Origin of the sequence: uncultured Negativibacillus sp. (genome assembly GCF_944388365.1) — a bacterium.
GTDB lineage: Bacteria > Bacillota > Clostridia > Oscillospirales > Ruminococcaceae > Negativibacillus.
In genome coordinates, this window is sequence record NZ_CALXIN010000050.1 from 1 (window position 1) to 13,740 (window position 13,740).

At 51.7% G+C, this 13,740-nt stretch carries 14 protein-coding genes and 1 tRNA gene; 10 read left to right on the plus strand and 5 right to left on the minus strand.

Going from position 1 to position 13,740, the window contains the following annotated elements; genetic code table 11:
* Positions 1 to 457: 457 nt before the first annotated feature.
* The 4 genes from Q0L39_RS07605 to Q0L39_RS07620 form a co-directional block, all read right to left on the minus strand.
* Positions 458 to 979: a hypothetical protein gene (locus Q0L39_RS07605; RefSeq protein ID WP_296628064.1), complete on the minus strand. Its 522-nt coding sequence runs from the start codon at positions 977 to 979 to the stop codon at positions 458 to 460.
* Between the two features lie 21 nt (positions 980 to 1,000).
* Positions 1,001 to 1,687: a TIGR00266 family protein gene (locus Q0L39_RS07610; RefSeq protein ID WP_296628065.1), complete on the minus strand. Its 687-nt coding sequence runs from the start codon at positions 1,685 to 1,687 to the stop codon at positions 1,001 to 1,003.
* A 293-nt stretch (positions 1,688 to 1,980) separates the two neighbouring features.
* The gene (locus Q0L39_RS07615; RefSeq protein WP_296628067.1) at positions 1,981 to 2,193 is read right to left on the minus strand and encodes a helix-turn-helix transcriptional regulator; all 213 of its coding nucleotides are present in this window, start codon (positions 2,191 to 2,193) and stop codon (positions 1,981 to 1,983) included.
* Positions 2,194 to 2,225: 32 nt separating this feature from the next.
* Positions 2,226 to 2,528 carry a DUF6442 family protein gene (locus Q0L39_RS07620; RefSeq protein WP_296628068.1) on the minus strand — a complete coding sequence of 101 codons (303 nt, stop codon included), beginning with the start codon at positions 2,526 to 2,528 and terminating at the stop codon, positions 2,226 to 2,228.
* Between the two features lie 906 nt (positions 2,529 to 3,434).
* Here Q0L39_RS07620 and Q0L39_RS07625 point away from each other — a divergent pair.
* The gene (locus Q0L39_RS07625) at positions 3,435 to 4,841 is read left to right on the plus strand and encodes a Sapep family Mn(2+)-dependent dipeptidase (RefSeq protein WP_296628070.1); all 1,407 of its coding nucleotides are present in this window, start codon (positions 3,435 to 3,437) and stop codon (positions 4,839 to 4,841) included.
* A 97-nt stretch (positions 4,842 to 4,938) separates the two neighbouring features.
* On the opposite strand, the gene Q0L39_RS07630 is transcribed toward Q0L39_RS07625, so the two are convergent.
* Positions 4,939 to 5,022, minus strand: a tRNA-Leu gene (locus Q0L39_RS07630).
* Positions 5,023 to 5,322: 300 nt separating this feature from the next.
* Between Q0L39_RS07630 and Q0L39_RS07635 the strand changes: the two genes are divergently transcribed.
* From Q0L39_RS07635 to Q0L39_RS07675, 9 genes are all read left to right on the plus strand, one after another.
* A complete protein-coding gene (locus tag Q0L39_RS07635; RefSeq protein ID WP_296628071.1) occupies positions 5,323 to 6,336 on the plus strand; it encodes a GDSL-type esterase/lipase family protein in 1,014 nt (337 codons plus the stop codon).
* Between the two features lie 84 nt (positions 6,337 to 6,420).
* Positions 6,421 to 6,894 (plus strand): DUF4358 domain-containing protein, encoded by a 474-nt coding sequence (locus Q0L39_RS07640; protein WP_296628073.1) that lies wholly within the window; start codon positions 6,421 to 6,423, stop codon positions 6,892 to 6,894.
* Between the two features lie 194 nt (positions 6,895 to 7,088).
* The gene (locus tag Q0L39_RS07645; RefSeq protein ID WP_296628075.1) at positions 7,089 to 7,634 is read left to right on the plus strand and encodes a YcxB family protein; all 546 of its coding nucleotides are present in this window, start codon (positions 7,089 to 7,091) and stop codon (positions 7,632 to 7,634) included.
* Positions 7,635 to 7,716: 82 nt separating this feature from the next.
* Positions 7,717 to 8,448 carry a glucosamine-6-phosphate deaminase gene (gene nagB, locus Q0L39_RS07650; RefSeq protein ID WP_296628077.1) on the plus strand — a complete coding sequence of 244 codons (732 nt, stop codon included), beginning with the start codon at positions 7,717 to 7,719 and terminating at the stop codon, positions 8,446 to 8,448.
* A complete protein-coding gene (locus Q0L39_RS07655) occupies positions 8,448 to 9,389 on the plus strand; it encodes a TIGR01212 family radical SAM protein (protein WP_296628078.1) in 942 nt (313 codons plus the stop codon). The genes nagB and Q0L39_RS07655 overlap by 1 nt, the downstream gene beginning before the upstream one ends.
* A 158-nt stretch (positions 9,390 to 9,547) precedes the next feature.
* A complete protein-coding gene (locus Q0L39_RS07660) occupies positions 9,548 to 10,135 on the plus strand; it encodes a hydrolase (RefSeq protein ID WP_296628080.1) in 588 nt (195 codons plus the stop codon).
* Positions 10,136 to 10,193: 58 nt separating this feature from the next.
* Positions 10,194 to 10,958 carry a TSUP family transporter gene (locus Q0L39_RS07665; protein WP_296628081.1) on the plus strand — a complete coding sequence of 255 codons (765 nt, stop codon included), beginning with the start codon at positions 10,194 to 10,196 and terminating at the stop codon, positions 10,956 to 10,958.
* Between the two features lie 20 nt (positions 10,959 to 10,978).
* Positions 10,979 to 11,914, plus strand: coding sequence for a hypothetical protein (locus tag Q0L39_RS07670; protein WP_296628083.1), 936 nt, complete (start codon positions 10,979 to 10,981; stop codon positions 11,912 to 11,914).
* 106 nt (positions 11,915 to 12,020) lie between these two features.
* Positions 12,021 to 13,478: a nicotinate phosphoribosyltransferase gene (locus Q0L39_RS07675; RefSeq protein WP_296628085.1), complete on the plus strand. Its 1,458-nt coding sequence runs from the start codon at positions 12,021 to 12,023 to the stop codon at positions 13,476 to 13,478.
* The last annotated feature ends 262 nt before the right edge of the window (positions 13,479 to 13,740 follow it).

Sequence of the window (13,740 nt, forward strand, 5' to 3'; positions counted from 1 at the left end):
TGTGCGGTCCCGAGAATGGACAAGGTCCATTCTCCGAACTTAGGTGTAATAAAGATACTCCCTCGGGAACTTCGCAAGCGAAGTTCTCTCCCCCTGTCTGCTCCGCTAGTGGGAGAATGTCAGGTTTTGCATCTACCACTTCGGGCAGCAGAGTGCTCTCGTCGAGCGCACTTACCGCCGACATATGGGGGTTCAAAGGGGGTCACACTTGACCCCCTTCGCTGGAGGTCAAGGAACCAGGAGGTTCCTTGTGTGCTCTTTGTGAAACTTTCTTCACACAAGAAAGTTTCCGCAGGTGCGGGCTGCGCAAGCCCGCATAGGTCTTGCAGGGTCTACCCTGCAACAAAAGGATGATTGCGCACAACGAGCGAAGCCGGAGGCTAAGCAACCTGCGCGAGAGCAAGGCTTTCGACTTTCCACTCAACCGACAACGCGAACTGTTAGCATATTCAGTTTGCTAACAGACGCTGTCCCAAAACTCTTTGGCGATGCAATATCGCTGATAGCGTGGACTGTTCTGGGCGATGTCCTCCTCACTTGCACCCTGATAGAGCAAAATGTCGCGCAGGATACAGTTAAAATAGCGGTAGTCCTCGTCCGGTACATCGGCGATGTCGTCGCTGCCCCATTCATACTGGGGCAGCACAAAGCCGGTGTTTTTCTCGATGGTGACATAAAAGACAGCCGGCGTGCCTGCGGGTGCAGTCTGTGCAAATCGGTACTGTACATACTGCGAGCATAGCTCGGCATCCAGATTTTCTACCGCTGCATCAAAGATGGCAGCGGTGATTTCGTCAGTATCGGGTGAGAAGCCGGTGCTTTCCACCAATTCCTCCACTTGCTGTGGATAAAACAGCTGAAGCATCTGGTGACGGGTATTGTACAAAAGATAATCGACCGGCTCAATGGGCTGGGCAGCATACTGCTGCTGCAAAAACTGTTTGAGCTGTTCGACGGTTCGACAGGGAATCTGATTCATGGTTGGCTCCTTTGTGTTCACTTATTTGCTGGTCTCTACACTGAGGAAGGGTTTGAGTTTCATTGCGGTGGCTTCGGTGGTGATGGTCTGCAGCCAGACCTTGCCAGGACCTTCCAGCGTGGTCAAAAACAGTCCTTCGCCGCCGAACAGGATATTTTTAAATCCTTTGACCGTTTCGACAGCATATTTGACGCTGCTTTCAAACAGAGCGACGTTGCCGGTGTCCACCTTCAGACGCTGTCCAGGTGCAAGGTCGATTTCACGGACGCTGCCGTCCAGCTCGACAAAGGCAAGACCTTCACCGCTCAGCCGCTGGAGCACAAAGCCCTCGCCGCCGAACAGGCCGCCGGAGAAGCCCTTGACGATTTCAGCGGACAGCTCGACGCTCTGCTGGGCGCACAGGAAGGCGCTTTTCTGGCAGATATACTGCTGACCGCGGGAAATTTGCAGGGCAAGGATCTGCCCTGGGAAGGAGGAAGCGAGGGTAATTTCCTGGGCGGGTCTTGAGGCAGTATAGGTAGCCATAAACAGCGACTCACCGCTGAACATTCTGCCGAGGCCCTTAAACAGGCCGCCGCGGAGGTTGGTATCCATTTCGATGCTGTCGGTCATCCAGCTCATGCCGCCGGATTGGGTATAGATGCTTTCGCCCTGTTCCAGACGGATGGTGACAGCGGGCATAGGTTCTCCCCAAATTTGATAGTTCATAAAATGCTCCTTTCCTTTGCTCAAAAAGACAGATCCCCTCAGAGCGATTATAGCATGGAGGGAGAAGAAAGAAAAGCCGCCGTGAAGGACAAACAAAAGTTTTTGTCCGATGATTGAAAACTTGTTTTCAATCTGGCTTTCTTGCAACACTTTCATATAAAAACATTTAGGGACTCCATACTGTTTCGATGCTGCCGCACGTCGAGTGCGCTGCCCGCTGTGCGGGCAGATTGAACCTTTGAACACCTAAAAACTTTTTCTGAGAAATCAAGAGGTATTCGGCGATCAAGTAGCTAGTCCTCAAAATAAAACAGTTCCTCAAATTTTTTGTCCAGTGCGATGCATAAGATCAAGGCCAGCTTTGCAGTAGGGTTAAATTGTCCGGTTTCAATAGAGCTGATGGTGTTGCGCGATACACCTACCAGTTCCGCCAGTTGACTTTGGGAGAGCTTTTTTTCAGCGCGCGCTTCTTTCAAATGGTTTTTTAATATCAGTTTATCGTCCATTCAGGACACATTCCTTTCACTTATGGTTTTGCTTAGGATAGAATGTGAAGATCAGCCCATGCAATTCCGGCACATACTCCAATTATGCTCAGAACCAATTGGAAAGGACGGTGGTCAACCCTGTACCTTCCCCAGGATTCAAAACCAAGGTAGGTCCAGTACATCGCTAAAATCTGATTGCACGAATCTCCATGATACAGGTTATAGATTGCCAAAAGCAAAAACATGGCGGTCATGCCGACGACTCCATAGCGGCGTCCGTGTGAAGCGATATATTCAACACCTTCATCCTGTTTTTCGCTGCGGCTTTTGGCCAAAATTTCGTCTTTATTCATCTGTGACCCTCCTTTGTTTATGACAAGTATACTTGGTATTTTGAGTATAGCATTGCCAAGTGTACTTGTCAATTATTTTGGCAAAGTTTATTGGTGAAAGGTGCCATGTCATCAGCTGTTATGCGGACAGTTTACAACATTTTATTTGTCCGCACGTCGGCTTTCTGCAAAAGCTTTTGCGGGCTTGCGCAGCCCGCACCCGCGGAAACTTTCTTGTGTGAAGAAAGTTTCACAAAGAGCACACAAGGAACCTCCTGGTTCCTTGACCTCCAGCGAAAGGGGCAAGCCCCTTTTGAAACCCCATGCTCCCAAGAAAGTGAATACAATGGCGTAACCACTTGCTGCCCGAAGTGGTAGGTGCAAAACCTGATATTATCCTACTGCCGGAGCAGACAGGGGGAGAGAACTTCGCTTTGCGAAGTTCCCGAGGAGAGTAACTTTTCTGCAGAAAAGTTCGGAGAATGAAACTTGTTTCATTCTCGGGACCGCACACAGAAAAGTATGATAACGTAGGAAGCAGAGGTGCGGTCTTGCCCCTCAGAGGTGTTTCCAAAGAGGATACCTCCTCTTTGGCACGCCTTTGATTACTTTCCTCGTGAAAGGAAAGTAATCGCGGCGCGGGCTGCGTAAGCCTGCAATGGTTCGAAGAAGGAGCCTTGCTCCTTCTCACGTCCGCACAAAATGAAGTCTGGTTTTTCTGTAAGTTTGGGTGCAGACCTGCGTAGCCCCACAAAAAGAATCTCGCAGGAACCATCCTGCAGAAATTTTGGCAGAAAGTTGGAGCAGGGGCGCAGCCTCTGCTCAGTCCTGCAACAATTTTATTATGGTAAACTTTCAAATTTATGGTATAATGGATTTAACAGCGGGGAAGACACCCCCGTATAAAATTGCAATGGAGGGATCAACATGGTTTCTAAGGAAATGGAATCCAGAATTGACAAATTTATCGAGGACAATCGCCAGAACGTCATCAATGATATTGCTGCTCTGGTCAACATCAAGAGCGTCAGCGTCCACAGCGATGACCCGAAGGCTCCGTTTGGCGAAGGCTGCCACAAGGTGCTGGATAAGGCACTCAGCATGTGCGAGAGCATGGGCTTTGCTACCAAAAACTATGACTACTACGCAGGTTCTGCTACCTACGGCAACAGTGAAAAGGAAATCGCTATCCTCGGACATCTGGACGTCGTTCCAGAAGGCGACGGCTGGAGCCATGATCCATACGATATGATCGAAAAGGACGGCTATATCTACGGCCGCGGCGTTGCTGACGATAAAGGTCCAACCGTTCTGGGTCTGTATGCACTCAAATGTATGAAAGAGCTGGGCATCCAGCCAAACTATACCTTCCGTCTGGTTATGGGATGCAGCGAGGAAACCGGTATGGGCGACCTGCCGCACTATCTGGAAGCAGAAAAAATGCCAAACTTTGCTTTCACTCCAGACGCAGATTTCCCTGTCTGTATCGGTGAAAAAGGTCAGCTGGGCGTCACCATCGAGATGGCAGTTGACGGCAAGGTGATCACCAATGTTACCGGTGGTACCGTCGGCAATGCAGTCTGCGCAAGTGCAACCGCAACCCTCAAGGGTATCTCTGAGGCAGATCTGGGCGACTATGATAAGAGCATCTACACCGTTAAAGCAGTAGAAGGCGGCATCGAGCTCAACGCTGTCGGCAAGACCGCCCATGCAGCAAAACCGGAAGGTTCGATCAACGCAACCAAACGCCTGTTCGAGCTGGTTTCCACCCTGCCACAGCTCTCCGATGCAGAGAAGAAAGCAATGGCAGTCGCTGCCGAAGTGCTCAAAGACTACCACGGCGCTGGTATCGGTGTTGAGGTTGCTGATGAGGTTTCCGGCAAGCTGACCCACATCAACGGCGTAGACTCGATGGAGGATGGCAAGATTCAGCTTCGTCTGGACATCCGTTATCCGGTTACCATGAAGGGTGAGGAGCTGTTTGCTTCCATCGAAAAACACATCGCAGAGGTTGGCGGCAAGGCAGTGCTGAGAAACAACTCGGTACCTTGCTACAAACCGGCAGATACACCGGAAATCAAGACCCTGCTGGAAGCTTATGACCATGTCACCGGCGAGAAGGGCGTTCCATATACCATCGGCGGCGGCACCTATGCAAGACGCTTTGACAATGCCGTTGCTTTTGGTCCACACTTCCACGGTATGCCAAACCCATGCGGCGAAGGCAGAGGCGAGGAGCACATGCCAGATGAGTGCAACAGCATCGACTACATGATGAAAGCACTGAAGATCTACGTTCTGTCGCTGATCGGCTTAAACAAACTGAGCCTGTAATCCACAGGATACAAAAAACAGGAGGGGAAGTTCCCCTCCTGTTTCTTTTTCTATGCAGTAAAACAAAAAAGCCATCGACCGATTGGTCGATGGCTTTTGGTGCGAGTGACGAGACTTGAACTCGTACGTCGAAGACACACGCCCCTCAAACGTGCCTGTCTGCCTATTCCAGCACACTCGCAAATATTGTCAGAATCACTGTCAGCGATTCAACGTCATTCATTATATCATCCACTAAAAGAAAAGTCAAGCATTTTTTTGCGGTTTTTTGCTAAAAATAATTGCATCGGTATTGTACACGCAAAAGTCCAAAAAGCTGCACCTACACCAGTAAAAGTTTTTTAAAATTTTTATGAAAATTAAAAGCGGGGGTTTGCTTTTAAAGGCAGGTGTAGTATACTAGGAAAGAAAGGAAGAAAGATTTTCCTGTACCTGGAAATGCAGACAACTTCCGGACGGGAAAAAGCGAGGAGGAGGAAGATTGTACGGCAGAACGAGCATTTATGCGCACCGTAGAAAGAATCGAAAAAAAGCGATTCTGTCGTTTTTTATCATTTTAATAGCAGCGGTGCTGGTGGCGCTTGGAATCTCTGTCTACTGGGAAAAATCTCAGCAGCAAAGGGAGGACGCCCTGACCGCAGAAACAGAAAATAATGCCGACGCCCCTAAGGAGGTGCCGACCGAACAGCCAGAGGGAGGCAACGGTCAGCCTGAAGGCGATGGTCAGTCCGAGCAGGAGGCAGCTGTGGTGGATACCGAAACCACCGAGCAGACCGAGGAGCAGGAATCCCAGAGCACCTCGGCAGTGACCCAGACGCCGGTGGAAAACACCGATGTGGTGACCATGACCTCCCAGCGGATTCTGGATTCTCCGGCGCTGGTACCGAACAGCGGCTTCAGCGTGTCGGACGATTACTTTGATGATGCAGCCTTTGTGGGCGACTCGATCACCGAGGGTATCAAGCTTTACGAGGTGATGAGCAATGCCACGGTGGTAGCGGCAAGAGGTATCAATCTGGACACGGTGTTCACCGATGACCAGATCCGTACTTCCGAAGGCTATACCACTGCACTGGGTGCCCTCGAAGAGGCAAACCCCAAAAAGATCTACATCATGTTTGGTGCAAACGGTGTGGGATGGTTTACCGAGGAGCATTTCACCGAGGCATACACCTCCTTTGTACAGAGCGTCAAGGAGCAGCATCCCGACAGCCAGATCTTTTTGCAGTCGATCCTTCCGGTCACCCAGGAGTTTGACGACGAGCGCGAGGATATCTCCAACGAAAAGATCAACCAGTATAATGAATTGATCGTCCAGATCGCCGAAAATGAGGATGTCTACTATCTGGATGTCGCTTCAGCCATCAAGGATGAAAACGGTTGTCTGCCGGAGGATTCCAATGGTGACGGCATGCACTTTGGGACAACCTATTACAACAAGTGGTTTGACTACCTCAAGACCCACACGGTCACCGAGGAAGAACAGCCATCGTAAAGGTACGGATATTTTTTTCAAGGTTTCAGGCTTTTGCCTGTAAACCTCCCACTATTTTCAGAAAGGTTTGAAGGTAACATGAACATGAAACGATTTTTGACTTTGGCACTGGCAGCAATGATGATGGTACTGTGTCTGGCAGGATGCGGCGGCGAGGAAAAGTACGTCTCCTTTGACGACCTGTACAACTCCCTGACCACCCAGATCGACTTTTCTGCCAGCAAGATGCAGAAACAGAGCGAAGCTGCGCTGGACAACTATTACTACATTGATCCGGCCACACTGGAAAGCTATGCCATCTATATGAGCGATTATTCCACCGGCAACGCCGATGAAATTGCGATGTTCCAGGTCAAGGAGTCCGATCAGGTGACCGCCGTTAAGACACTCATCAACGAGCGCATCAACGACCTGAAGGTCCGCTATGAGGACTACAAACCGGAGGAGATGAGCAAGCTGGAAAATGCAGTGGTCATCGAGGACGGTAACTATCTGTTCGTTGTTATCTCTCCAGACAACGACAAGGCAAGAGAGATCGTCGAAGCAGCAATCAAATAGTGGCAGAAAGCCGTGAAAAAAGGACAGCCCTTGTAAGCGGGCTGTCCTTTTTTATTGCAGACTGATGAAATAGAACGGCATAGATTAGCATAAGTGACAAATCTCTTCCCATAGGATACACAGGGGTGGGGAAACGGTGGTTTGTGTGTTATGATAATAGTAGAATGATATGCAGATAGAACAGGAGGAACACCATGAGGGTACATACAATCGTGGACAGACAGGCGCTGCAGGAGCTGAAAAAATATCTTCTTCGTCCTCGAGGAAGAAAGGGACTGCAAATTTTAATGGGAGTGCTGGCACTGGTAGCGGTAGGAGCCGTTCTCTACGGAGAATTTGCCACCACTACGATCTGTCTGTTTGGCGTGCTGGTGTTTGGCGTGGAGATCATCGCGCTGGAAAACCAGCAGGTCAAGCTGAGTCTGAAAAGACTGCAGGAGCTGTACGGCGAGGATCGCGCCGAAGGAGAGCTGGTCTTTCTGCCGGAGGAGCTGCAGGTGATCAACACAAAGACGGGAGGCCATCTGGAGATGGAATACAGCACCGTCGAACGTCTGGTGGAAAGCACACACTATTATGCGATGTTTACCAAAGAATATCAGCTGATGGTGGTGGATAAAGCACAGTTTGACGAGCAGTCCGAGCGGGCGTTTTTACAGGAAATCGAGGGACACATGCCGTCGATTCGGAGAATCAATGCAGCAAAAAAAGCGGACAAAGCGGAAAAATGTAACAAATAGGAGCTAGACCCTTTGCCTGCTTTATGATAAAATGAAGGCAGAATCCGTTATTTTTGAAACAAGAGAAAAGAGGGAGTTTATCATGAAAGTAGTAGTAACCAAAGATTATACCGAGATGTGCAAACTGGCAAGCCGCATTTTTGCAGCAGAAATCACCCTGAAGCCTGACTGTGTACTGGGCCTTGCCACCGGCTCGACTCCTGTCGGCATGTACAAGGAACTGGTGCAGATGTACAACGAGCACCGTGTCGACTTCAGCCACGTTAAGACAGTCAACCTCGACGAGTATGCAGGTCTTTCGGGCGACAACGACCAGAGCTACCGTTACTTTATGAACCACAACCTGTTTGACCATATCAACATCGACAAGGCAAACACCAACGTTCCAAACGGAACCGCAGCAGACCTTCAGGCAGAGTGCGAGCGCTATGAGCAGGTTGTTGCCGGCATGGGCGGCGTGGACATCCAGCTGCTGGGCATCGGCAACAACGGACACATCGCATTTAACGAGCCATGCGAAGAGTTCCCGGAAAAGACCCATGTGGTTGATCTGACCCAGAACACCATCGAAGCCAACGCAAGATTCTTCTCCTCGATGGACGAGGTTCCGAAAAAGGCGCTGACCATGGGCATCGGCACCATCATGAAGGCAAAGAAGATCGTGCTGCTGGCAAACGGTCCAAAGAAAGCACAGACCATCTATGACACCGTCTATGGTCCAATCACTCCAAAGGTACCGGCAAGCATCCTGCGTCTGCATCCGGATGTCACCATCTTTGTCGATGAAGAAGCGGGCGCACTGCTCAAAAAGTAATGTCCAGTCCTTTTCCTTATTCCGATACCAACAAGCGGTATCATACCTTTACCTATGACCTCAAGCAGCGGTTTGGCTGCAAGGTCGCCAAAATCTCGCTGGACGCAGGGTTTACCTGTCCGAATATCGACGGTACCCGCGGTTTCGGCGGCTGCACCTACTGCTCCGCAAAGGGAAGCGGCGATTTTGCCGGCGACAAAAACCTTCCGCTGCGCCAGCAGTTTGACCAGGTGCGCGCCATGATGGGCAAAAAGTGGGCGGGTACCAAGTACATTCCCTACTTTCAGGCACACACCAACACCTATGCACCGCTGCCGGTGCTGCGGGAAAAGTTTGAGGAAGCCCTCAGCTTCCCTGATGTGGTGGGACTGGCGATTGCCACCCGAGCCGACTGTCTGGACGACGATGTCGTCGACTACCTTGGACAGTTAAACCGGCGCACCTCGCTGGAAGTGGAGCTGGGACTGCAGTCGGTGCATGATGTCACCGGCGAGCGCATCAACCGCTGCCATACCTACGCCGAGTTTTTGCAGGGCTACCAGAAGCTGGTGGACCGCGATATTCCGGTGTGCGTCCATATCATCGACGGACTGCCTGGGGAGGATCGCGAGATGATGATGCAGACAGCGCGGGAGCTTGCCCGTTTAAAACTGCACAGCATCAAGATTCACCTTCTGCATGTGCTCAAAGGCACGGTGATGGCGCAGCAGCTTGCGGCAGGGGAGTTTTCGCTGCTCTCGCGGGAGGAGTATGTCCAGATCGTCTGCGACCAGCTGGAGGTGCTGCCTCCTGAGCTGGTGATCCAGCGTCTGACCGGCGACGGCGAGCGCGAATCGCTGGTGGGACCCGAGTGGAGCTTAAAAAAGCTCTGTGTGCTCAACGAGATCGACAAGGAGCTGGTCCGCAGGGACAGCTGGCAGGGGAAAAAGTATCTTCCGTAATTAGAACCGACGCTTCGATAAGAGGCGTCGGTTTTTTTGTGCTGTATTTTTTTGCATTCTTTTGAAAATGCACTGGTTTCTGTTAAGATTTGTGTTATAATTGAGTCTGAAAAACTTTTCGCAACATCGACGCTACAATGTCAGTTCGGAGGGACGATATGGAAAAAACAGAGTATCAGCAGCGCTTTGAGGAGCTGTTTTGTACCTACATCAAGCGCGAGGGTGCCCAGCAGCTGCTGGAGTGGCTGAAAAAGACCGATTTTTTCACTGCACCTGCCAGCACCAAGTATCACTGTGCCTGCGAGCAGGGACTGGTGATGCACAGTCTGAGCGTCTTTGACACGATGGTCGGCAGCTATTTTGAGGAAGGCGACAGCATGGAGAGCTTTGCCATCTGCGGACTGCTGCACGACGTGTGCAAGGCGCAGTTTTACAAGGTCAGCTCCCGCAACGTCAAAAACCCTGAGACCGGCCGCTGGGAGCCGCAGCCTTACTATGCCATCGACGACCAGTTTCCCTATGGCCATGGGGAGAAGTCGGTCTTTCTGATCGAGCGTTTTCTGCGGCTCAAACCCTCGGAGGCGGTGGCCATCCGCTGGCACATGGGCGGTTTTGATGAAGCAGCGCGCGGCGGCAGCTACGCGATCAGCCATGCCTATGAGCGCTATCCGCTGGCGGTCAAGCTGCATCTGGCAGATTTGCAGTCGACCTATCTGAAGGAAAAGGGAACCTCGGTTGTCCGCTGAGGAGTGCTGAGTTGATTGCGGCATTGCCGCAAGTCTGGGACAGGGAAGGGTAGAAACTATGGAAAACTTGGAATTATCACAGATGATTATTTTGTTTGCGTGCATCTTTTTGGGTGGACTGGTCGATTCCATCGCAGGCGGCGGCGGTCTGATCACTCTGCCGGCCTACTATGCGGTGGGTCTGCCGCCGCACATGGCGCTGGGCACCAACAAGTTTGCATCGAGCATCGGCACCTTTACAGCGACGCTGCGCTTTATCAAAAACAAGCAGGTCAACTTTAAGGTAGGCGCTGTGGCGGCGGTAGCGGCGCTGATCGGTTCGCCGATCGGCGCAAAGCTGGCAATGGCAATCGACGAAAAGTATCTGCGCTATGTGCTGCTGATCGCAGTGCCGGTCATTGCAGTGATGATTCTGCGCAAAAAGGACTTTGGTGAGGAGACCGAACACGAGCCGCCGCTGGCTCGCTCGATTCTGCTGTCGATTGCCATTGGCTTTGGTCTGGGCATGTACGACGGCTTCTTTGGCCCTGGCATGGGCACCTTTTTGACGCTGCTGTTTAACTCGGTGCTGGGTCTTAGCATCCTGCGCTCCTGCGGCACCACCAAGGTGGTCAACCTCTCCTCCAATGTGGCGGCGCTGGTCACCTATGCGCTCAGCGGCAATGTGCTGTTTGGCATCGGCATCCGCTGCACCATCTTTGCCATTCTGGGCAACTGGGTCGGTTCGGGACTGGCACTGAAAAAAGGCGCCAAGATCGTCCGCCCGATTATGATCGTCGCAATGATACTGCTGCTGTTTAAAGTCGCAACCGAGATGTTTTAACGACTGGAAAGGAGGCCGCTATGCCGGCATTTGTTACCCACGAACTGTTTGGAACCCATGTCTTTTCGTCGCTGGATAAGCCCATCCAGGAGCTGCTGGAGCAAAATCCTGCTCCCTATTTCTGGGGACTGCAGGGACCGGATCTGATGTTTTTCCGCGACGCCATTCTGCGCAGAAGCATTCTGCCTCGGTATGCCAGCATCCTGCATCGGGCAAAGACGGATGAGCTGTTCACCGCACTCAGCTGCTATCTGACCATGCACAAGGGACGTCCGGCCTACGGAACGCTGGCGGCGTATGTGCTGGGATTTGTCGGCCATTACTGCCTGGACTGCGAGGCACATCCTTACATCTATTTTAAGCAGATGCAGAAGGAGCGCGCACTTGGCGAAGAGATGGCGATAGGCGTACACAGCCGCATCGAAAGCGACATCGACACCGCGTTTTATGAGCTGAAAAAAGGCAGAAACATCCGCGAATACCGTCCGGCAAAACGGTTGTATGGCACCGAGGAGGAGCATGAGCTGATCGCACGGATGTATGTCATGCTGCTGTGGGAGGTATATGGCCTGCGGGTGCGGGATACCGAGATCAAAAAGTGTTTTCGAGATGCTTCGATGATGATTCAGCTGTCGCTGGACCGCAAGGGCGCCCTTCTGCCGCTGGTGGGAGCTGCAGAGATGATGATGGGCAAGCCGAGCATGTACACCCAGCACTTCCGCCGCAAGGAGGTCAAGGAGGACATTTTGAATCTCGAGCATGAGCCATGGTTCTGCCTCCAGACACCGGACAAGGTGGACACCCGCAGCTTTCCACAGATTTTCTACTATGCGGGCTACAAGGCGGTGGACATGATGGAGAGCATCTACCATTGCAGCCAGCACGGCATTGTGTATGATCCAAAGAACCTCAAGTCATTTGACTACGGTTCTCCGGATGATGCGGGAAATGAATAGGACAAAACGGGGCGTATGCCCCGAAAGAAGGTTTGGAAAAAGATTTGGGGCAGGCAGGTCCTGTTCACAGCCAGCTGCTGGCTGAACAAAGAAAGGTCTTGAAATTATGCAGATTAACTGGACAGAAGAACGAAACTTAACCATGCTGACCGACTACTATGAATTTACCATGTCCAACGGTTATTTCCTCAACGGGATGAAGGACAAGATTGCGGTGTTCGATATGTTCTTCCGCAAGATTCCGGACGGCGGCGGTTTTGCTGTTTTTGCAGGACTGGAACAGCTGGTACATTATTTGCAGAACCTGCGTTTCACCGAGCAGGACATCGAGTACTTCCGCTCGAAGAAGATCTTCGACGAGCAGTTTTTGGACTACCTTGCAAACTTCCACTTCGAGTGCGACGTCTGGGCGATGGAGGAAGGCACTCCGATGTTCCCGAATGAACCGATCGTCACCATCAAGGGTCCGGTCATTCAGGCACAGCTGGTCGAGACCATGGTACTGCTGACCATCAACCATCAGTCGCTGGTTGCCACCAAGGCAAACCGTATGGTTCGTGCCGCCGGCGATAAACTGATTATGGAGTTTGGTTCTCGCCGTGCACAGGGCTACGACGCGGCGATTCTGGGCGCAAGAGCTACCTATATCGGCGGCTGCGGCGCCACTGCCTGTGCCATTACCGACCGTGACTACGGCGTTCCTGCGGTAGGCACCATGGCACACAGCTGGGTACAGATGTTCGACACCGAGTATGAGGCATTCCGTTCCTACGCTGAAATCTATCCGGACGACTGCATGCTGCTCATCGACACCTACAACGTGCTCAAATCGGGTATTCCAAACGCCATCAAGGTGTTTAACGAGGTCATCCTGCCCAAAGGCTTCCGTCCAAAGGGTGTGCGCATCGACAGCGGCGACATCGCCTACCTGTCCAAGAAGGCAAGAAAGATGCTGGATGCTGCCGGATTTTCGGATGTCAAGATTGTGGCGTCCAACTCGCTGGATGAGTACCTCATCCGCGATCTGCAGATTCAGGGTGCAAAGATCGACAGCTTCGGCATCGGTGAGCGCCTGATTACCAGCAAGTCCGATCCGGTCTTTGGCGGTGTATACAAGCTGGTAGCGGTCGAGAAGGACGGCGAATTTATTCCAAAGATCAAGATCAGCGAGAGTTTGGAGAAGATCACCAATCCGCATTTTAAGAAGCTGTACCGCTTCTTTGACGAGAACGGTATGGCAGTCGCCGACTATGTCTGTGTCCACGATGAGGAGCTGGATACTAAGAATCCAATCACCATCACCATCTTTGATCCGCTGGCAACCTGGAAGAAGTGCACGCTGGAAAACGTGTATGCAAAGGAGATGCTCAAGCCGATCTTTGAAAAGGGCAAGCTGGTCTACGAGCTGCCAAAGATTCAGGACATTCGTGCGCATTGTTTGCAGCAGGTGGACACCCTGTGGGACGAGGTCAAGCGCTTCGAGAACCCGCACAACTATTATGTCGACCTGTCGGACAAGCTCTGGAACATCAAGCAAGAGCTGCTGGCAAACCTGCAGAAGTAAGCGCAGCGCTGATAACCCCCCTCATCCCCGACGGCAGAATTCTGCCATCGGGGATGAGGGGGTTCTATTGCACCAAAGAAGGGAAGGGAAGGAAACAAAGGTTCCTTCTCCGAACATTCTTCTAAACTTTTTGCGGGCTTACGCAGCCCGCACCGCGATTGGCAACAGGGTGCCTTCATCGAACGTACTCTCTACCGATAAAGAGGGGTTTCAAAAGGGGTCATGCTTGACCCCTTTCGTGAAGTTTTTCAAACTTCCAGAG